General features: G+C 74.2%; 15 protein-coding genes. 6 read left to right on the top strand and 9 right to left on the bottom strand.

The features are described 5' to 3' along the window. Positions 1–67 precede the first annotated feature (67 nt). The gene (locus GA0070614_RS20610) at positions 68–2,599 is read right to left on the bottom strand and encodes a bifunctional FO biosynthesis protein CofGH (protein WP_088977505.1); all 2,532 of its coding nucleotides are present in this window, start codon (positions 2,597–2,599) and stop codon (positions 68–70) included. A gap of 149 nt (positions 2,600–2,748) precedes the next feature. Next, positions 2,749–3,639, bottom strand: a complete 891-nt coding sequence (locus GA0070614_RS20605) for a hypothetical protein (RefSeq protein ID WP_088977504.1) — start codon at positions 3,637–3,639, stop codon at positions 2,749–2,751. 97 nt (positions 3,640–3,736) lie between these two features. On the opposite strand from GA0070614_RS20605, the gene cofD reads away from it, so the two are divergent. Together cofD and GA0070614_RS20595 are read left to right on the top strand one after the other, a co-directional pair. Further along, positions 3,737–4,687: a 2-phospho-L-lactate transferase gene (gene cofD / locus GA0070614_RS20600; RefSeq protein ID WP_088979551.1), complete on the top strand. Its 951-nt coding sequence runs from the start codon at positions 3,737–3,739 to the stop codon at positions 4,685–4,687. Continuing rightward, a complete protein-coding gene (locus GA0070614_RS20595; protein WP_088977503.1) occupies positions 4,684–5,772 on the top strand; it encodes a coenzyme F420-0:L-glutamate ligase in 1,089 nt (362 codons plus the stop codon). Before cofD ends, GA0070614_RS20595 begins: the two co-directional genes overlap by 4 nt. Positions 5,773–5,832: 60 nt before the next feature. Here the strand turns inward: GA0070614_RS20595 and GA0070614_RS20590 are convergent, their stop codons facing one another. Both GA0070614_RS20590 and GA0070614_RS20585 read right to left on the bottom strand, forming a co-directional pair. Continuing rightward, positions 5,833–6,831: an ArsR/SmtB family transcription factor gene (locus tag GA0070614_RS20590; protein WP_088977502.1), complete on the bottom strand. Its 999-nt coding sequence runs from the start codon at positions 6,829–6,831 to the stop codon at positions 5,833–5,835. Positions 6,832–7,104: 273 nt separating this feature from the next. After that, entirely contained in the window at positions 7,105–8,142 is a 1,038-nt protein-coding gene (locus tag GA0070614_RS20585) for a hypothetical protein (protein WP_088977501.1), read from the bottom strand. Positions 8,143–8,181: 39 nt separating this feature from the next. On the opposite strand from GA0070614_RS20585, the gene GA0070614_RS20580 reads away from it, so the two are divergent. Beyond that, a complete protein-coding gene (locus GA0070614_RS20580) occupies positions 8,182–8,787 on the top strand; it encodes an NUDIX hydrolase (protein WP_088977500.1) in 606 nt (201 codons plus the stop codon). A gap of 118 nt (positions 8,788–8,905) precedes the next feature. Here GA0070614_RS20580 and GA0070614_RS20575 read toward each other — a convergent pair whose 3' ends face one another. Then, positions 8,906–9,997: a mannose-1-phosphate guanylyltransferase gene (locus GA0070614_RS20575; RefSeq protein WP_088979550.1), complete on the bottom strand. Its 1,092-nt coding sequence runs from the start codon at positions 9,995–9,997 to the stop codon at positions 8,906–8,908. 52 nt (positions 9,998–10,049) lie between these two features. Continuing rightward, positions 10,050–11,195, bottom strand: a complete 1,146-nt coding sequence (locus GA0070614_RS20570) for a glycosyltransferase family 4 protein (protein WP_088977499.1) — start codon at positions 11,193–11,195, stop codon at positions 10,050–10,052. A 151-nt stretch (positions 11,196–11,346) separates the two neighbouring features. Between GA0070614_RS20570 and GA0070614_RS20565 the strand changes: the two genes are divergently transcribed. Next, the gene (locus tag GA0070614_RS20565; protein WP_088977498.1) at positions 11,347–12,036 is read left to right on the top strand and encodes a TIGR03089 family protein; all 690 of its coding nucleotides are present in this window, start codon (positions 11,347–11,349) and stop codon (positions 12,034–12,036) included. Positions 12,037–12,161: 125 nt separating this feature from the next. Here the strand turns inward: GA0070614_RS20565 and GA0070614_RS20560 are convergent, their stop codons facing one another. Together GA0070614_RS20560 and GA0070614_RS20555 are read right to left on the bottom strand one after the other, a co-directional pair. Beyond that, the gene (locus GA0070614_RS20560; protein WP_088977497.1) at positions 12,162–14,153 is read right to left on the bottom strand and encodes an acetoacetate--CoA ligase; all 1,992 of its coding nucleotides are present in this window, start codon (positions 14,151–14,153) and stop codon (positions 12,162–12,164) included. A 174-nt stretch (positions 14,154–14,327) separates the two neighbouring features. Next, positions 14,328–14,843 (bottom strand): acyl-CoA thioesterase, encoded by a 516-nt coding sequence (locus GA0070614_RS20555; RefSeq protein ID WP_088977496.1) that lies wholly within the window; start codon positions 14,841–14,843, stop codon positions 14,328–14,330. 23 nt (positions 14,844–14,866) lie between these two features. On the opposite strand from GA0070614_RS20555, the gene GA0070614_RS20550 reads away from it, so the two are divergent. Then, on the top strand, positions 14,867–15,538 hold the full coding sequence (locus GA0070614_RS20550) for a hypothetical protein (protein WP_088977495.1): 672 nt from the start codon (positions 14,867–14,869) through the stop codon (positions 15,536–15,538). 42 nt (positions 15,539–15,580) lie between these two features. On the opposite strand, the gene GA0070614_RS20545 is transcribed toward GA0070614_RS20550, so the two are convergent. Next, the gene (locus tag GA0070614_RS20545; RefSeq protein WP_088977494.1) at positions 15,581–16,744 is read right to left on the bottom strand and encodes an acyl-CoA dehydrogenase family protein; all 1,164 of its coding nucleotides are present in this window, start codon (positions 16,742–16,744) and stop codon (positions 15,581–15,583) included. Positions 16,745–16,994: 250 nt separating this feature from the next. Here GA0070614_RS20545 and GA0070614_RS20540 point away from each other — a divergent pair, with 250 nt between their 5' ends. After that, positions 16,995–18,422, top strand: a complete 1,428-nt coding sequence (locus GA0070614_RS20540) for a UDP-glucose dehydrogenase family protein (protein WP_088977493.1) — start codon at positions 16,995–16,997, stop codon at positions 18,420–18,422. The last annotated feature ends 79 nt before the right edge of the window (positions 18,423–18,501 follow it).

Here is an 18,501-nt window from a genome sequence, read left to right as displayed (position 1 = left end):
CGGCGGCCCTCGCCCAAACCGCCGCCGGCGACAAGTGGTACGGCTCCCGCCGCGGAAAGGTTCGACGCTATCCGGAGCGGTGACCGTACGCGGTCGTCCGCTTGCGCGCCGGCCGTCCGGCCGCCGTCGCGATGGCCCGCAACTGCTCCTCGGTACGCGCCGAACCGTTGCCGGAGCCGGCCATCCGGGAGATCGTCTCCTCCATCAACGTGCCGCCCAGGTCGTTGCAGCCGCCCTGGAGCATCGCCACCGTGCCGGAGTCGCCGAGCTTCACCCAGGAGCACTGGATGTTGTCGATCCGGCCGTGCAGCAGCAGCCGCGCCATCGCGTGCACCACCCGGTTCTCCCGCCAGGTGGGACCGGGCCGGGCGATGCCGGCCAGGTAGATCGGCGCGTTGGTGTGCACGAACGGCAGCGCCACGAACTCGGTGAAGCCGCCGGTGCGGTCCTGCACGCCGGCCAGCACCCGGAAGTGCGCGAGCCACTGGCCGGGGTGGTCGACGTGGCCGTACATCATCGTGGAGCTGGACCGGATGCCCAGTTCGTGGGCGGTCGAGACCACCTCGACCCAGGCGGCGGCCGGCAGCTTGCCCTTGGTGAGCACCCAGCGCACGTCGTCGTCGAGGATCTCGGCGGCGGTGCCCGGGATGGTGTCCAGCCCGGCCTCGCGCAGCCGGGTCAGCCACTCCCGCACCGGCACCCCGGCCTTCGCGGCGGCGGTGACGATCTCCATCGGGGAGAAGGCGTGCACGTGCATCCCCGGCACCCGCGCCTTGATCGCCCGGACCAGGTCGGCGTAGCCGGTCACCGGCATCTTCGGGTCGATGCCGCCCTGCAGGCAGACCTCGCTCGCCCCGGCCGCCCACGCCTCCTCGGCCCGGTCGGCGACCTGCTCCACCGACAGCCGGTACGCGTCGGCGTCCCGCTCGCGCTGGGCGAAGGCGCAGAACCGGCAGCCCACGTAGCAGACGTTGCTGAAGTTGATGTTGCGGTTGACCACGTAGGTCACGTCGTCGCCGACGGTGTCGCGGCGGACGTCGTCGGCGAGCCGGCACAGCTCGTCCAGCGCCGGGCCGTCCGCGCCGAACAGCGCCAGCGCGGCGTCGGCGTGCCGGGGCTCCAGCAGCGCCGCCGGGTCGTCCGCCGCCAGCCGCAGGCCCGCCGCCAGGTCGCCGCCGGCTGCCGGCGCGCCCCCGCCCCGCCCACGGGCGACCGCCTCCGGGGCGACCTTGCCGGCCACCTCCGACCAGTCGCCGTAGACGCTGTCGAAGTCGCCCCGCCGGTCGCCGGTGCGGCCGGTGGTGTCGATGGTGGCGTGCAGGTCGGTCCGGCCGCCGTACGTCTCGTCCGGCTCCTGCCAGGGCCGCCCGACCGGACGGGCGGACTCCACGGCCAGCCCGGTCTCCGGGTCGGCCAGCGCGCCGACGTGCGGCAGCAGCCGCGGGTCGAGCCACGGGTCGCCGGCCCGCACGTACTCCGGGTAGATCGTCAGCCGCTCGCGCAGCGTGAAGCCGGACTTCTCGGTGTGCCGGGCCAGCTCGTCGAGCTGCGGCCACGGCCGTTCCGGGTTGACGTGGTCCGGGGTCAGCGGGGAGACCCCGCCCCAGTCGTCGATGCCGGCCCGCAGGAGCAGGTCGTACTCGCCCTCGATCAGGTTCGGCGGGGCCTGGAGGCGGGCCCTCGGGCCGAGCAGCACCCGGGCCACCGCCACCGTGGCGGCCAGGTCGTGCAGCTCCGCGTCGGGCATGCCGCGCATCGCGGTGTCCGGCTTGGCCCGGAAGTTCTGCACGATCACCTCCTGGAGGTGGCCGTACTCCCGCATGGCCCGGCGGATCGCGAAGATCGCGTCGACCCGCTCGGCCGGGGTCTCGCCGATGCCGATCAGGATGCCGGTGGTGAACGGCACCCCGACCCGGCCGGCGTCGTCCAGCACCCGCAGCCGGACGGCGGGCTCCTTGTCCGGCGAGCCGAAGTGCGGGCCGCCCGGCTCCGACCAGAGCCGGGTCGCGGTGGTCTCCAGCATCATCCCCATGCTCGGCGCCACCGGCTTGAGCCGTTGCAGCTCCGACCAGGAGAGCACCCCCGGGTTGAGGTGCGGCAGCAGCCCGGTCTGCTCCAGCACCGCCACCGCGCAGGCGCGCAGGTAGTCCAGGGTGGAGTCGTAGCCGCGCTCGTCCAGCCAGCGCCGGGCCGCCGGCCAGCGCTCCTCCGGCCGGTCGCCGAGGGTGAACAGCGCCTCCTTGCAGCCCAGCGCCGCGCCCTCCCGGGCGATGGCCAACACCTCGTCCTGCTCCAGGAAGGCGGCCGGCAATCGGTGCGGCACGGTGGCGAAGGTGCAGTAGTGGCAGCGGTCCCGGCACAGCCGGGTGAGCGGGACGAAGACCTTCTTCGAGTACGTCACCACGCCGGGCCGGCCGGCCTCCCGCAGCCCGGCGTCGCGGATCTCCCCCGCGATCCGCAGCAGCTCGTCCAGCTCGGGGCCCCGGGCCGCCAGCAGCGCGGTCGCCTCGTCGACGTCCAACGCGCGTCCGGTGGCCGCCCGGCGCAGCGCGCGCCGCACGCTCGCCGTGGTCGGGCCGGGATCGGTGCGGTCAACCATCCGCTCAGCCTATGCGCTGGAGCCGACGCCGCGACGGCCACGGAACGCGGTGTGACATCGGCCCCGTGGCCCGGACGGCCCGCCCGGGCAGCGCCGGACACGCCACGGGCGGGACGCCGACGCGTCCCGCCCGTGCCGGGGCGTCCAGGTCAGCGGGGGAAGTGCGGATCGTCCCGCTGGAACCGCTGGGTGCGGTCGCTGTCGTCGCCACCCGGCCCCGCGCCGGCGTCACCGGGCTGCCTCGGGATGGTCTGGGTCGGGTCGGCCGACGGCGGCTGCCCGAAGGGCGGGGCGGTGTTCGGCCCGGGGAACGGCGGGGCGGACTGCGGCGTGGCGGCCCCGTACGGCGGCGCGGACTGCGGCGGGGCACCGTACTGCGGGGCGCCGAACGGCGGGGCCGAGGCGGGGGCGGGCTGGCCGTACGGGGCGGCCGGGCCCGGGAAGCCGGACTGACCCGGCGGCGGGTACCCGGCGGAGGGGTAGCCGCCCTGGGCGGGCTGCTGCGGCCAGCCGGGCTGCGGCTGGCCGTACACGCCCGGCTGCGGCTTGGGCTTCGGGACGTGGTACAGCGTCCGCCACACCCGGTACGCGGCGAAGGCGGCGATCGCGAAGACCGCGAACCAGGCCGCCCGGGTCAGCATGCCCAGCAGCGCCTCCAGCACCTCCGCCTCGGCGAGCTGGCCGACCAGCCAGATCAGGAAGGTCAGCGCGCCGAACAGCGCGCCGAAGGCGTACTCGGCGACGGCGGCCTGGGTGATCTGCCGCGCCCGGCCGACCACCGGCGACACGTGGGTGGCGAGCAGCACGGCCAGCAGCGGCAGGACCGTCGACTCGATGCCCACGAAGGAGAAGAAGGTGCTGCCCGCGCGGCCGGAGAAGGTGCTGTACTCGTTGGCCGGCGCGAGCAGCCGGATCAGGCCGACGAAGAGCAGCACGGCGTTCGCGCCGAGCAGCACGAGCGCGGCCAGTTCGCGCAACGGGCGGGTGAGGTTCCTGGCCTGCGTGGCGTCGTGCGACGCCGGCTCGGCGGGGCTGGTCACGAGTTCTCCCTCGGGCGAAACGGACAGATGCCGACGTGAGCCTAGTCTCCCGGACCACCGGCCGAACGCAGGCGTCGCGTACGCGAGGATGGACGGCATGCGCATCGTGGTTCTGACCGGCGGCATCGGCGGTGCCCGGTTCCTGCTCGGCGTCCGGGCGTACGCCCGGGAGGTGGGCGACGTCGAGGTGACCGCCGTGGTGAACGTCGGCGACGACCTGCTCCTGCACGGGCTCAAGGTCTGCCCGGACCTGGACAGCGTCATGTACACCCTGGGCGGCGGGGCCGACCCGGAACGGGGCTGGGGCCGGGTCGGTGAGACCTGGACGGTCAAGGCGGAACTGGCCGCGTACGGCGCCGAGCCCACCTGGTTCGGCCTCGGGGACAAGGACATCGCCACCCACCTGGTGCGGACCACCATGCTCAACGCCGGGTACCCGCTGTCCGAGGTGACGGCGGCGCTGGCCACCCGCTGGCAGCCCGGCGTACGCCTGCTGCCGGCCACCGACGACCGCCTGGAGACGCACGTGGTGGTCGACGGGGAGCAGGGCCAGCGGGCGATCCACTTCCAGGAGTGGTGGGTGCGCCACCGGGCGGACATCCCCACCCACCGGTTCGTCTTCGTCGGCGCGGAGAGCGCGAAGCCGGCCCCCGGGGTGCTGGAGGCGATCGCCGACGCGGACGTGGTGCTGATCGCGCCGAGCAATCCGGTGGTCAGCGTCGCCCCGGTGCTGGCCGTGCCGGGCCTGCGCGACGCGGTCGCCCAGGGTCCCGCCCCGGTCGTCGGCGTCTCGCCGATCATCGGCGGCGCCCCGGTCCGGGGGATGGCCGACCGCTGCCTGTCCGTGCTCGGTGTGGAGTGCAGCGCGGCCGGGGTGGGCCGGCTGTACGGCGGACGGAGCGAGGGCGGGCTGCTCGACGCCTGGCTGGTCGCGCCGGAGGACGAGGGCACGGTGGTGCCGGGGACGACGGTCCGCGCCGCGCCGCTGCGGATGACCGACGAGGCGGCGACAGCGCAGCTGGTCCGGGCCGCGTTGGAGCTGGTGTGAGGCTGGAGATCCTGCCGGTGCTCGGCATCGGCGACGTGACCGAGGGCGACGACCTGGCGGCGCTGATCGCGACCGCCGCGCCGTGGCTGCGCGACGGCGACGTGCTGGTCGTCACCAGCAAGATCGTGTCCAAGGCGGAGGGACGCCTCGTCGACGTGCCGGCGGACGGGCCGGAGCGGCTCGCCGCCCGCGACGAGGTGCTGGCCGGCGAGACCGCGCGGGTGGTGGCGACCCGGGGCGCGACCCGGATCGTGCAGACCCACCACGGCTTCGTGATGGCCTCCGCCGGCATCGACGCCTCCAACGTCGGCAAGACCCGGCTGGTGCTGCTCCCCGAGGACCCGGACGCCTCCGCCCGGGCGCTGCGGGCCGCGCTGCGCGAGCGCTACGAGCTGGACGTCGCCGTCATCGTCAGCGACACGATGGGCCGGCCCTGGCGCAACGGACTCACCGACGTCGCGCTCGGGGTGGCCGGGATGTCCGCCCTGCGCGACCACCGGGGCGAGGTCGACCCGTACGGCAACGAGCTGCAACTGACCCAGATGGCCGTGGTGGACGAGCTGGCCGGCGCGGGTGAGCTGATCAAGGGCAAGTGCGACCAGGTCCCGGTCGCGGTGGTCCGCGGCTACCTGGCCGCCGGCCGGATCGACGACGGCGGCGGCGCGGCCACCCTGATCCGGGACGCGGCGCTGGACCTCTTCTCCCTCGGCACGGCCGAGGCGAAGGCCGCCGGGCTGCGGGAGGCCGCGACCCTGGCCGACGGGCCCGGGGCGACGCCGGCCGATCCGGCGGCGGTGGCCCGGGCGATCGCCGCCGTGGCCGAGGTGGTCGCGCCCGGCACCGCCTTCACCCACGTCACCGACGACGAGGTACGCGCCGGACTGGTGGCGAGCGTGCCCGGCTGGCCGGAGCAGGCCACCGGGCTGGTCCTCGGCGCGGCGCCCACCCCGATCGACCGGGCCGACCTGGTGCGCTTCGGCGCCGACGTGCAGCGGCTGCGCACCGCGTTGGCCGCCGAGGGCGTGCCGTCCGCGCTGCTGCCCCCGCCCGCGGGCAGCACGGCCAGCGCCTGCCTGGCGATCTGACACCCGGCAGGCGGGCCGGCCGGCAGGGACGGCGCGGGTCCCTGGGCGCCCACGGCCGGCTCAGGCGTCGAGCATGGCCCGGCCGAGCGGGGTGAGGGTGTGCAGCACGGTGTTGCGGTCCCGCTGGCTCACCAGCAGCCCGGCCTTGCGGAGCACGGCGGTGTGCTGGCTGGCCGCCGCCGGTGAGATGTGCAGCCGGCGGGCCATCTCCCCGGTGGTGCAGCCGTCGTCGCTGGCCTCCAGCACGGCGGCCCGGGTCCGCCCGAGCAGCGCCGCGAGCGCCTCCCGGCCGGCCCCGTTCCCGGCCCCGCCGGCGCTGTCCCCGGGGACGAGCCCACCCAGCCGGTCCACCGGGTAGACCAGGACCGGCGGCAGCGCCGGGTCGAGCAGGGCCACCGGGGTACGCGCACAGAAGAACGAGGGCACCAGCAGCAACCCGCGCCCGTCCAGGTACAGCTCCCGGCTGTCCGGGTACCCGTGGATCTCCAGCCGGTCGGACTTCCAGCTCATCGTGGGGCGCAGGCTGTTGAGCAGGCCCTCCACGCCGCCGTCGAGCAGGGCGCGGGCCCGGCGCGTCCGGTCCGCCTCCACCGCCGCCTGGATCCGCCCCCAGTACGGCCGCAGCGCCACCGACCGGTACCGGGACATCGACTCGGTCAGGTGTCGCAGCACCTCCGACTCGCCCCGGGCCAGCGCGGCGGCCGACGAGGGCAGGGTGTTCGCGCCGGCCAGCACGGTGAGGTCCCGGTGCAGGATCCCGGCCGGGGTGGACCGGACGGCCTCCAGCCCCGCCTCGAACCCCTCCACGCTGTCGTACGGGGTGAGGAAGTCGGGGAAGTACCCCTGGGGCGGGTTGAGCGCGAAGAGCAGCCGCAGCCGCTCCGAGGCGGCGTCGCGACGCAGTTCGCGGGCCACCCCCTGACGCCAGTGCGCCATCAACGGGTCGCTGCTGCGCCCCTGAAGCAGGTGCAGGCTGAGTACCAGCTCCCAGACCGGGTCCGCGGCCGGGGCCATCCGGGTCCGGAGGATGTCCTCCGGAGAGAAGTGGATCGTCAGCATGGCGGCGCTCCCGAGGGCGGGCAGAGGGACGCCCGCCGACCTTCTGCACTGTACCGTGCGGAACTTACCTGCATTTTTAAGCGTGAGCTGAAACTCCTCGACGGGCCCGGCCGTCGCTTGGCATGCTCCTACTGCCCGGTTGGGCGCGCACGGGATCGCTCCCGTCACGCGCCCGGATCACGGGGGCCGGGTGGACGCGACGCCCGGGCGGCACCACGAGGGTCTGCGGCCCCAGTTCCGCAGAGGTGTCACCCGGGCGTCGACCTCCGCCGGTCAGCCGATCCAGAGCGCCACCCGGTGGTCCTCGTCGGTGACGTAGAAACAGGCACCGTCCGCCTCCGCCAGGCCCTCCACGTGGTGGAACGGCGCCAGGTCGGCCACTACCTCCCCGGCGATCCGGTGCTCGTCGGCGCCCGGCCGCCAGCGGAACCGGACGTGCCGGGAGGTCACCTCACCGCCCTGCGGGTGGTCGTCCAGCAGCACCGAACCCTTGCCGAGGGCGTCGATCGACCCGACCACCGCCGCGTACCCGCCGTCGGGCGTGGGCGTGACGGCCCGGAAGCCGACCAGGGCGCCGGGCGGGGTCACGCCGGTCAGCGCGTACGCCCGGCCGGCGCGGGGCCACTGCCCGCCGGTGAACATCTCCGGCACCCCGGACAGCTCGACCAGGATCGGCTCCCCCTCGGCCGTCACCGGGAACCGCAGCCCGAGCAGCACGGTGCCGTCCGGCGCGAACGCGGCGGCCTCCACGTTGAGCGGCAGGTCGTCCTCGGCCAGCCGGCTCACCCAGCTCTTCGCCCGGACGGTCCCCCGGGTCCGCGTCTCGACGATGAACCGGCTGCGCACCCGCTCCCCCGGGGTCAACGGGGCGAACGGCGCCTTCGCCAGGGCGTCGTTGACCGCGCGGTGCACCCGGAAGCTGTTGCGCACCACCCGCACCGGCAGCGTCGCGAGGGCCGCGTCGTCCTCCCGGAACCGGGCCACGAACGCGCGGCGGGGGCGCAGCGGGCCGCCCTTCGAACCGAAGTGCGAGCCGAAGACGTACACCCAGCCGTCGTGGTGCGCCAGCGCCTCGCCGTCCTCGGTGCGGCCGTTCTCCGGCCCCGCGTCGGCCGGCACGTGGTGCGCGACCCACTCGCCGTCCTCGAGTTCCAGCAGCAGGGCCAGGCAGCGCTCCACCGGGCCCTCGTCGAGCACGGTCCAGAAGCCGCGCCGGGCCCGGTGGGCGCGCAGCACCGCCGAGGAGCGGACCGGCAGCAGGTCGCTGGCCTCGTTGCCGGCCACGACGAACTCGACGAGTCGCAAGGTCACCGGGCCAGGGTACGGAGCCGGCGCTCGTAGAGTGTCGGGGTGCCAGACACCTCCCCCGCCCCACGTACCGCCGGCCCCACCGACCGTCGTTCCGCGCTGCACGCCGACGCGGTCGCGGTGCTCACCGGCTGGACGCCGACCAGCCCGGCGGCCGCCGAGGCGGCCGGGCGCACCCTCGACCTGCTCGCCGCCGGCCCGGTGGCGACGGACCGGAGCCACCTGCCCGGTCACGTCACCGCCAGCGCGCTGGTCCTCGACAGCACCGGTTCCCGGGTGCTGCTCTGCCTGCACGGCAAGTTCCACCGGTGGGTGCAGCTCGGCGGGCACTGCGAGGAGACCGACCGGACACTGGCCGCCGCCGCGCTGCGCGAGGCGACCGAGGAGTCGGGCATCGCCGGCCTGGTGGTCGACCCGGTGCCGATCGACGTGGACATCCACCGGGTCGGCTGCCAGGGCGGCTCGCTGCACCACGACGTACGCTTCGCGGTCTTCGCCCCGCCCGGGGCGGTCGAGCGGGTCAGCGACGAGTCCGAGGCGTTGGGCTGGTTCCCGCCGGACCGGCTGCCCGAGCCGCTGGCCGGCGGGACGGTGCAGCTCGTCGCGCCGGCGCTGGCCGCCCTGGCCCGCCGCGCGACAGCCTCCTGACCCCGGCGGCCCGCTGACGGTCCGCTTCCCCGACCCGCCGCCGGTCCGGGCCCGACCCGTCGCCCGACCGGTCGTCGCGCCACCCCGGCAGGCCCGTGCCGCCGCCCGGTGGCAGCCGTCAGACCAGGCCCTCCTCGCCACGCGCCTTCAGCTCGTCGACCAGCGCCTTGACGTCCTGGGCGCGGTCGCGGGGGCAGACCAGCACCGCGTCCGGGGTGTCCACCACGATCAGGTCCCGTACCCCGAGCGCGGCCACCAGCCGGCCGGACTGCGGCACCACCACCAGGTCGTGGGCGTCGTGCAACAGCACGTCGGGCTTGCCGTCGGCGCCGAGGACGACGTTGCCCGCCTCGTCGGCGGGGAGCACCTCGCCTAGGGTGTGGAAGTCGCCGACGTCGTTCCAGCCGAAGTCGCCGGGGACCGTCGCCACCCGGCCGGCGGTCGCCGCGCCCTCCATCACCGCGTAGTCCACCGAGATCTTCGGCAGCGTGGGCCAGACCGTGCCGAGGATGTCGTCCTGCTCCGGGGTGCCCCAGGCGGCGGCGATGGCGACGACCCCGGCGTGCAGCGCCGGCTGCTGACGGGCCAGCTCGGCGAGGAAGACGTCCACCCGCCAGACGAACATGCTGGCGTTCCAGAGGTGCCGTCCGGAGCGCAGGTACGCCTCGGCGACCGGCGCGGCCGGCTTCTCCTTGAACTCGGCGACCGGACGCAGCGGACCGTCACCGGTCGGCTCGCCGGTCTCCAGGTAGCCGTAGCCGGTCTCCGCGCGGGTCGGGGTGATGCCCACCGTCATCAGCAGCCCCTGCTCCGCGCCGCGCACCGCCGCGCGGACCGTCTCCACCCAGGCGTCGGCGTCGCGGATCAGGTGGTCGGCCGCGAAGGAGCCCATCACCGCGTCCGGGTCGCGCTGCGCGATCACCGCGGCGGCCAGCGCGATCGCCGCGCAGGAGTCCCGGGGCGAGGGCTCCACCAGGATGTTCTCCTCGGGCAGCCCGGTCAGCTGCCGGGCCACCGCCGCCGCGTGGGCGGCCCCGGTGACGACCAGGATCCGCTCCGGCGTGGTCAACGGCGCCAACCGGTCCACCGTCGCCTGGAGCAGCGACGCCGTGGTGCCGGTGAGCGGGTGGAGGAACTTGGGATGCCCCGCGCGGGACAGCGGCCACAACCTCGTGCCGCTGCCACCCGCCGGGATGACGGCGTAGAGCATCAGCACATCATGCCCGAACCGGCACAGGCGGGAAGCGGGGTCGGCCGTACGGTCAGGACCGTGCCCGGCTCCACGCGGCGATGTGCACCTCCGCGCTGGACTCCCAGGTGAACTCCTTCGCCCGGTCGAAGCCCGCCTTGGCCAGCGACAACCGGCGCGGCTCGTCGTCCAGGAGGGCGGCGAGGTCGGTGGCGATCTGGTCCGGGTCCTCGCTGGTGTAGGCGACCGCGTCCCCGCCCACCTCGGGCAGGGAGAGGCGCGGGGTGGTCAGCACCGGGGCGGCGCACGCCATCGCCTCCAGGATCGGCAGCCCGAAGCCCTCGCCGTACGACGGGTAGGCCGCCACCAGCGCCCCGCCCAGGAACCCGGGCAGGTCGGCGTAGCGCAGGTAGCCGGGGCGCAGCAGCCGCAGGTGCGACGGGACCTCGGCCACCGCGCGGTCGATGTCGTCGTCGTGGCCCTGGCCGCCGGCGACCACCAGGGCCGGCGGGTCCTCCCGGTCGGCCACCGCGCGGGCCCAGCCCCGGATCAGGTTGGGCACGTTCTTGCGCGGCTCCTTCGCCCCGAGGAAGGCGACGTAGCTGCTCCCGCCGAGCCCGAGCCGGGCCCGGACCCGGGCCTTCTCCTCGTCGCCGGGGGCGTGGAAGGCCGCGTGGTCGACGCCGTGGTAGGCCACGTCGATCCGGGTGGGGTCGGCGTCGAGGAGCCGGATCAGCTCGTCGCGGGTGGCCTTGCTCGGCACGATCACCCGGTCGGCGCGGCGCAGCGACGTCTTGATCGCGCTGCGGAAGAACGTCCGGCGGGACTTGTCGTAGTGCTCCGGCTCGGTGAAGAAGGTCGCGTCGTGCACGGTGACCGTGACCGGACATCCGGCCCGCAGCGGGCAGGTGTAGAAGGGCGAGTGCAGCACCTCGGCGCCGACCTGCTGGGCGAGCAGCGGCAGGCCGGTCTGCTCCCAGGCGAGGCGGGCGGGACGGTGGGCGACGGCCGCCGGGGCGGGGACGACCTCCGCTCCCGGCAGCATGCGGGTGTAGCGCTCCAGGTCGGTGCGGAGACTGACGACGACCAGGTCGACCGCCGATCCGCAGACCGTGCCGAGGGCGCCGAGCAGGCCGTCGACGTATCTACCGACGCCGCCACGGTCGGCGGGGACACTCGTGGCGTCGATGAGCACGCGGGGCGGGCGACCGGCGGTCACGGGGCGACTCCTTGAACTGGCGGGTCTGTGGGGAACAACACTGCGGGCAAGCCTACGCCGGTGCCCGGGCCGGACGCTGACTGCGACCCGACGGTACGCCGACTTGTCATCGACATCGAGTACGGAGACCGGGGGCGTATCGTTCGCGTCGATGGCCGAGAACATTGCCCGGGTCTTCGCCGACGCGATCGCGACCGACCCGACCCGTCCCCTGCTGACCTGGTACGACGACGCCACCGGTGAGCGCACCGAACTGTCCGGCGCCACGCTGGCGAACTGGGTGGCCAAGACCGCCAACCTGCTCGTCGACGAGCTGGCCCTGGCCCCCGGCGACTCCGCCGCGGTGCTGCTCCCGCCGCACTGGCAGACCGCCGCGGTGCTGCTGGGCTGCTGGTCGGCGAAGCTGACGGTGGCCGACACGCCGGGCGACGTGGACGTGCTCTTCGCCGCCGCCAGCCGGGTCGCCGAGGCGGACGCCTGGTCGGCCGGCGACCGCTACGCCCTGGCGCTGGACCCGTTCGGGTTGCCGATGCGGCAGGTGCCGGCCGGCTTCGCCGACTTCGTCGGCGAGGTGCGCGGCCACGGCGACCACTTCACGCCGTCCCCGCAGGGCGGCCCGGGCGACGCCGACCTGCTGGCCCGCGCGGCGGCCAGGGCGACGGAGCTCTGTCTCACCGCGGGCGACCGGGTGCTGATCGACGCGGGGCGCCACCCGGACCCGGTCGACTGGCTGCTGGCACCGCTGTCGGCGGGTACGAGCCTCGTCGTCTGCGCGAATCTCGACCCGAGCCGCCTCGACGCCCGCACCGCCACCGAGAAGGTCACCCGCACCGTCACCTGACCCGCCCCACCACGCCGACCCCGGTGATCTCGCCCGTCGTGTCGCCCTTGCGGCGGTTCAACCCTGCCGGCAGGGGCCACGAGTGCAAGATCACCGGAGCGGGGACCCGGGTCCGGGCGGGTGGGTCAGGCGGGGGTGGCCGAGTTGGCGTCGGGGGTGCGGCGCTGGGCGAAGGTGGCGAAGGCGGTCAGCGACTCGGGGTTGGCCAGGGCGCCCTTGGCGGCGGCCCGGTCGACCGGGGTGCCGGTGAGGATCTTCTTGACCGGGACCTCCAGCTTCTTCGCGCTCAGGGTGCGCGGGACGGCGCGTACCTGGTGGATCTCGTCCGGGACGTGCCGGGGCGAGAGCGAGGTGCGCAGCTCGCGGCAGATGGCGCGCCGCAGGTCGTCGTCGAGTTCCAGGCCCTCGGCGAGGACCACGAAGAGCAGCAGCTCACCCGCGCCACCCTCGTCGTCCTCCAGGTGCACCACCACCGAGTCGACGACCTCGTCCAGCCCCTCCACCACCGAGTAGAACTCGGCGGTGCCCAGCCGTACGCCGCCCCGGTTCAGGGTGGCGTCGGAGCGGCCGGTGATCACGCAGCCGCCCCGGGAGTTGATGGTGATCCAGTCGCCGTGCCGCCACACGCCCGGGTAGACCTCGAAGTACGCCTCGCGGTAGCGGCGGCCGTCCGGGTCGTTCCAGAAGCCGACCGGCATGCTCGGCATCGGCGCGGTGATGACCAGCTCGCCCAGCTCACCGACGACCGGGGTGCCGTCGGCGGAGCGGGCCTCCACCTTCGCGCCGAGCGCCCGGCAGGTGATCTCACCGGCGTGCACCGGCAGCAGCGGCACCCCGCCGACGAAACCGGTGCAGACGTCCGTGCCGCCGGAGAGCGACTGGAGCTGGAGGCGGTCGCCGACCGTCTCGTACACCCAGGTGAAGCCCTCGGCGGGCAGCGGCGCGCCGGTCGAGCCGAGCCCCCGCAGCGCGGAGAGGTCGGCGATCTCCGCAGGCCTCAGGCCGGCCTTGCGGCAGGCCAGCAGGAACGGCGCCGAGGTGCCGAAGTACGTGGTGCCGGTCTCCTCGGCCAACCGCCAGAGCGCCCCCAGGTCGGGGTGGCCCGGGTTGCCGTCGAAGAGCACGATCGTCGCGCCCACCGCCGGGCCGGAGACCAGGAAGTTCCACATCATCCAGCCGGTGGTGGTGAACCAGAAGAACCGGTCGGACGGGCCCAGGTCGTGGTGCAGGGCCAGCATCTTCAGGTGCTCCAGCAGGATGCCGCCGTGCCCGTGCACGATCGGCTTCGGCAGCCCGGTGGTGCCGGAGGAGTAGAGCACGTAGAGCGGGTGGTCGAACGGCACCGGGGTGAAGGTGAGCGGCTCGTCGGTCTCCGCCGTCAGCTCGTCCCAGCCCAGCGCCCCCTCCGGCGGGGTGGCGGCCGGGTCGAGGTACGCGATGCCGACGGTGTGCTCCAGCGACGGCAGCGCGGCCCGGATCGCGGCCACCTCGCCGCGCCGGTCCACCGGCTTGTCGCCGTACCGGTAGCCGTCGACGGCCACCAGCACCTTCGGCTCGATCTGCTGCCACCGGTCGGTGACGCTGCGGGTGCCGAACTCGGGGGCGCAGGACGAGAAGATCGCGCCCAGGCTGCTGGTCGCCAGCAGCAGCACGTACGTCTCCGGGATGTTCGGCGCGTACGCCGCCACCCGGTCCCCGGCGACCACGCCGAGCCGGCGCAGCCCGGCCGCCACCCGGCGGACCTGCTCGCGCAGCTCGGCCGCGGTCAGGGTGACCGGCGCGCGGGTCTGCCCGTGCGCGATCACCACCGGGTCGTCGTCGGCCCGGCCCGGCATCCGCAGCACGTTCTGGGCGTAGTTGAGCGTCGCGCCGGGGAACCAGCGGGCGCCGGGCATGCCCGCGTCGGTCAGGGTCGCCGTGGGCGGGGTGTGCGCGACGACCTCGAAGTGGTCCCAGATCGAGCGCCAGAAGGCGTCCAGGTCGGTCACCGACCAGCGCCACAGCTCGTCGTAGTCGGCGAAGTCGAGCCCGCGGTGCTCACGCAGCCAACGCAGGTAGTTCCCGATCCGCGACCGCTGGAGTACGTCCGCCGGCGGCGTCCACAGCACGTCACCCACTGCTCCACCCTCCCTGAGGCCCCGCACGACACTGTCCATGGGCCGTGGCGCCATCTTGCCCTACCTCGCAGCGCCATTCTCCGCACCCGGTGCCGGTGACGGGGCGTGGCCCGCCCACACCACCGGCCCCCGTCGGGTGTGGGCCGGGCCGGTGCGCGCCCCGGGAGCGCCCGCTCAGCCCGCCCGGTGCGCCTGGATCGCCCGCCGCTTGGCCAGCCGGTGCGCGCGGCGGATCTCCGCCTCCCGGAAGCGGCGCTCGTCCTCGGCGGTCTCCGGCAGCACCGGCCGGACCGGACGCGGCGCGCCGCCCAGGTCCACCGAGACGAAGACCAGGTACGCGGTGGCGACCCGGACCGGCGCGTCCTCGACCTGGTCCCACCGCTCGGCCATCACCTTCACGCCGACCTCCATCGAGGTGTGCCCGGTCCAGTTGATCTGGGCGTGCGCGTGGACCAGGTCACCCACCCGGACCGGCTCGGAGAAGACGATCTCGTCGATCGAGGCGGTGACCGCCGTGCCGCCGCTGTGCCGGGCCGCCGCCGCGCCGGCCACGTCGTCGACGAACTTCATCAGGACCCCGCCGTGCACGGTCCCGTACAGATTGACATCGACAGCAGTCATGATGCGACTCAGCGTGACCCGCGAATACGAGGTCGGCTTGCCCTGCGGGGCGGAGGGGTGCTCGGTCATGCCGGAAACGGTACGGTGCGCCAATGCGACATCTCTGGAGCTTCCTCGCCGGGCTGGTGGTGGCGCCCATCACCTGGGTGCTGATCACCCTCGGGCAGGACGGGTCGGGCCGGACCGTACGCCGCTGGGTGGAGATCGGCACGTACAGCACGCCCAACCTGATCGAACCGGCCGTCTACCTCGGCGTCGCCGGCATCCTGCTCGGACTGCTCGGCACGCTGCGCGTCTCGCCGCTCGGCCCGCTCGTCGCCGGGCTGCTGCTGATCACCCCGTACGTCGGGATGTTCATCGCACCGTTCACCGTGCTCGACTGGATCCCGGACGGCGGCAAGGTCCTCGGGGACCCGCTGCCGCTGAGCCTGCCCGTGCAGAACGGCACCCTGTTCCTGATCGGTCTGCTGCTGCTGATGGCGACGTTCAGCGTCCAGCGGTGGCGCCGCCGGCCGGCGCCGTCGACGTCCGGGGCGGAGCTGACCCCGGCCACCGACCCACCAGCGGAGAACACCTTCACCCTCAGTGACTGGCCGCCGCCGGCTCCGCGCGGCGAGTCGGACACCGCCCCGCTCTCGCTCGGCTACCCGGCTGCGGACACACCGACGGAGCCGCTGCCCCGCCGCTCCGGCACCGAGTCGCCGTGGACGGCCCCGCCGCCCCGGTACGGGGCCAAGCCGGAGGGCAGCACCGAGAACCGTTGACGGCCGCGGGCGGGCCGGTCACCCGGCCCGCCCGCCCGACCGTCAGCCCTTGAGCAGCTGGCGGGCCATCACGATGCGCTGCACCTGGTTGGTGCCCTCGTAGATCTGGGTGATCTTGGCGTCCCGCATCATCCGCTCGACCGGGTAGTCCCGGGTGTAGCCGTACCCGCCGAGCAGCTGCACCGCGTCGGTGGTGATCTCCATGGCGGCGTCCGAGGCGTAGCACTTGGCGGCCGCGCCGAAGTAGGTCAGGTCGGCGTCGCCGCGCTCCGACTTGCCGGCGGCGGCGTACGTCAACTGCCGGGCCGCCTCCAGCTTCATGCCCATGTCGGCGAGCATGAACTGGATGCCCTGGAAGTCCGCGACCGGCTTGCCGAACTGCTTGCGCTCCTGGACGTAGCCCTTGGCGTAGTCGAGCGCGCCCTGGGCGATGCCGACGGCCTGGGCGGCGATGGTGACCCGGGTGTGGTCCAGGGTCTTCATCGCGGTGGCGAAGCCGGTGCCCTCCGCGCCGATCATGCGGTCGGCCGGGATCCGGACGTTGTCGAAGTAGACCTCGCGGGTCGGGGAGCCCTTGATGCCGAGCTTCTTCTCCGGCGCGCCGAAGCTGACCCCGGGGTCGGACTTCTCCACCACGAAGGCGGAGATGCCGCGCGAGCGGGCTGTGGGATCGGTCACAGCGAAGACGGTGTAGAACTCCGACACGCCGGCGTTGGTGATCCACCGCTTCACGCCGTTGAGCACCCAGTGGTCACCGTCGCGGACGGCCTTGGTGGTCATCGACGCCGCGTCGCTGCCCGCCTCCGGCTCGGAGAGGCAGTACGAGAACATCGCGTCGCCGGAGGCGACCTTGGTCAGGTACTTCTGCTTCAGCTCCTCGGAGCCGGCCAGGATCAGCGGCATCGTGCCGAGCTTGTTGACCGCCGGGATCAGCGAGGACGAGGCGCAGGCCCGCGCCACCTCCTCGATCACGATGGCCGTGGCCAGCGCGTCCGCGCCGGCGCCGCCGTACTCGACGGGGATGTGCGCGGCGTGGAAGTCCGCGGCCCGCAGGGCGTCGTACGACGCCTTCGGGAACTCGCCGGTCTCGTCCGCCTCGGCGGCGTTGGGGGCCACCTTCGCGTCACAGACCTCACGGACCGCCTCGCGGATCGCCTCGTGCTCCTCGGGCAACCGGTAGACGTCGAACGACTGCTCTGCGGCCATGTCGGCCCTCCCCTTTCACCGCTATCATGCGCAGTCTGTGGCGTCCGGGAGACCGCCGACTGCCGCAGACTGAAGGATAGCCACCAGGTCCGGCCGGACCTTACCGGCGGGTAGGCTCGCGCACGACAGGCGTCGACACGGCACAACTACCCTCACACAAGACGACAAAGTTCCCCTCGGTGCCCGGCCATGGCGCCCCAGCCGATTGCGACGCAACGAAGCGCCGCCAGTGCGAGCGGAGAAGACAGGCGTGACGATCCCGTACCCGAACATCCAGCCGGTGCCGGCCATCGCCCCGGTGACGCCGCCCTCGGGTGCGCCGCGGCCCCGGGTCACCTTCCTCGGCACCGGGTACCTCGGCGCGACGTACGCGATCTGCTACGCCGAACTGGGCTACGAGGTGCTCGGCTTCGACGTCGACGCCGACAAGATCGCCAAGCTGAACGCCGGCGAGGTGCCGATCCACGAGCCCGGCCTCGACGAGCTGCTCAAGCGCAACCTGGCCGCCGGCCGGCTGCGGTTCAGCACCGACATCGCCGAGACCGCCGAGTTCGGCGACGTGCACTTCATCTGCGTGGGCACCCCGCAGCGCGCCGACGGGATGGGCGCCGACCTGTCGTACGTCGAGGCGTCGGTGACCAGCCTGGCCCAGCACCTGACCCGCAAGGCGCTGATCGTCGGCAAGTCCACCGTGCCGGTCGGCACCGCCGAGTGGGTGGAGCAGCTGGTCGGCAAGCACACCCCGGCCGACCTGGGCGTCGAGGTGGCCTGGAGCCCCGAGTTCCTCCAGGAGGGCTTCGCCGTCGACGACGTGCTGCGCCCCAACCGGATCGTGGTCGGCGTCAAGAGCGAGTGGGCCAACGCCATGCTCTACGCCGCCCACAAGGGCGTCTTCGACCTGGCCGCCACCGAGGACCGGGAGGTCCCCCTGGTGGTCACCGACTTCGCCACCGCCGAGCTGGTCAAGGTCGCCGCGAACGCCTTCCTGGCCACCAAGATCTCCTTCATCAACGCGATGGCCGAGGTCTGCGAGGCCTCGGGCGGCGACGTCACGCAGCTCGCCCGCGCCATCGGGTACGACCCGCGCATCGGCAACCGGTTCCTCCAGGCCGGCCTCGGCTTCGGCGGCGCCTGCCTGCCCAAGGACATCCGCGCCTTCCAGGCCCGGGCGCAGGAGCTGGGCGCCGGCGAGGCGCTGCGCTTCCTGCACGAGGTGGACCTGATCAACCTGCGCCGCCGGACCCGCGTGCTCCAGCTCGCCGCCGACCTGCTCGGCCGCCGCTCCGGCCCGGCCGGGCCCGACTTCGCCGGCACCCGGATCGCGGTGCTCGGCGCGACCTTCAAGCCCAACACCGACGACGTCCGCGACGCCCCGGCGCTCGCCGTCGCCGCACTGCTGCACAAGGCCGGCGCCGACGTGCACGTGTACGACCCGCAGGGCACCGAGAACGCCCGCCGGGTGGCCCCCGAGCTGACCTACGAGGCCAGCGTGACCGACGCCGTCACCGGAGCCGACCTGGTCTGCGTGCTCACCGAGTGGGCCGACTTCCGCAACGCCGACCCGGTCGCCCTCGGCGAGCTGGTCGCCGGCCGCAAGGTGGTCGACGGACGCAACTGTCTGGATTCGGCACTGTGGACGCAGGCCGGCTGGGAGTACCGGGGCATGGGCCGCCCCTGACCTCGACCTGACGCGCCGACCGGGAAGCACCGTTTCCCGGCCGGCGCGTTTTGTCGTCCCGAATCGCACTGCCGGGTGT

This window comes from Micromonospora coxensis, assembly GCF_900090295.1.
GTDB classification, from domain to species: Bacteria; Actinomycetota; Actinomycetes; order Mycobacteriales; family Micromonosporaceae; genus Micromonospora; species Micromonospora coxensis.
Note: the sequence above shows the minus strand (reverse complement) of the source record. Positions and strands in the feature narration are given on the sequence as shown.

Excerpts from the sequence above, each read along its gene's own strand:
- GA0070614_RS20590 (WP_088977502.1), bottom strand. The coding sequence starts at position 6,831 with ATGCTGACGATCCACTTCTCTCCGGAGGACATCCTCCGGACCCGGATG.
- GA0070614_RS20575 (WP_088979550.1), bottom strand. The coding sequence starts at position 9,997 with ATGCTCTACGCCGTCATCCCGGCGGGTGGCAGCGGCACGAGGTTGTGG.
- GA0070614_RS20545 (WP_088977494.1), bottom strand. The coding sequence starts at position 16,744 with ATGGCCGCAGAGCAGTCGTTCGACGTCTACCGGTTGCCCGAGGAGCAC.
- GA0070614_RS20565 (WP_088977498.1), top strand. The coding sequence starts at position 11,347 with ATGGCCGAGAACATTGCCCGGGTCTTCGCCGACGCGATCGCGACCGAC.
- GA0070614_RS20610 (WP_088977505.1), bottom strand. The coding sequence starts at position 2,599 with ATGGTTGACCGCACCGATCCCGGCCCGACCACGGCGAGCGTGCGGCGC.
- cofD (WP_088979551.1), top strand. The coding sequence starts at position 3,737 with ATGCGCATCGTGGTTCTGACCGGCGGCATCGGCGGTGCCCGGTTCCTG.
- GA0070614_RS20550 (WP_088977495.1), top strand. The coding sequence starts at position 14,867 with ATGCGACATCTCTGGAGCTTCCTCGCCGGGCTGGTGGTGGCGCCCATC.
- GA0070614_RS20555 (WP_088977496.1), bottom strand. The coding sequence starts at position 14,843 with ATGACCGAGCACCCCTCCGCCCCGCAGGGCAAGCCGACCTCGTATTCG.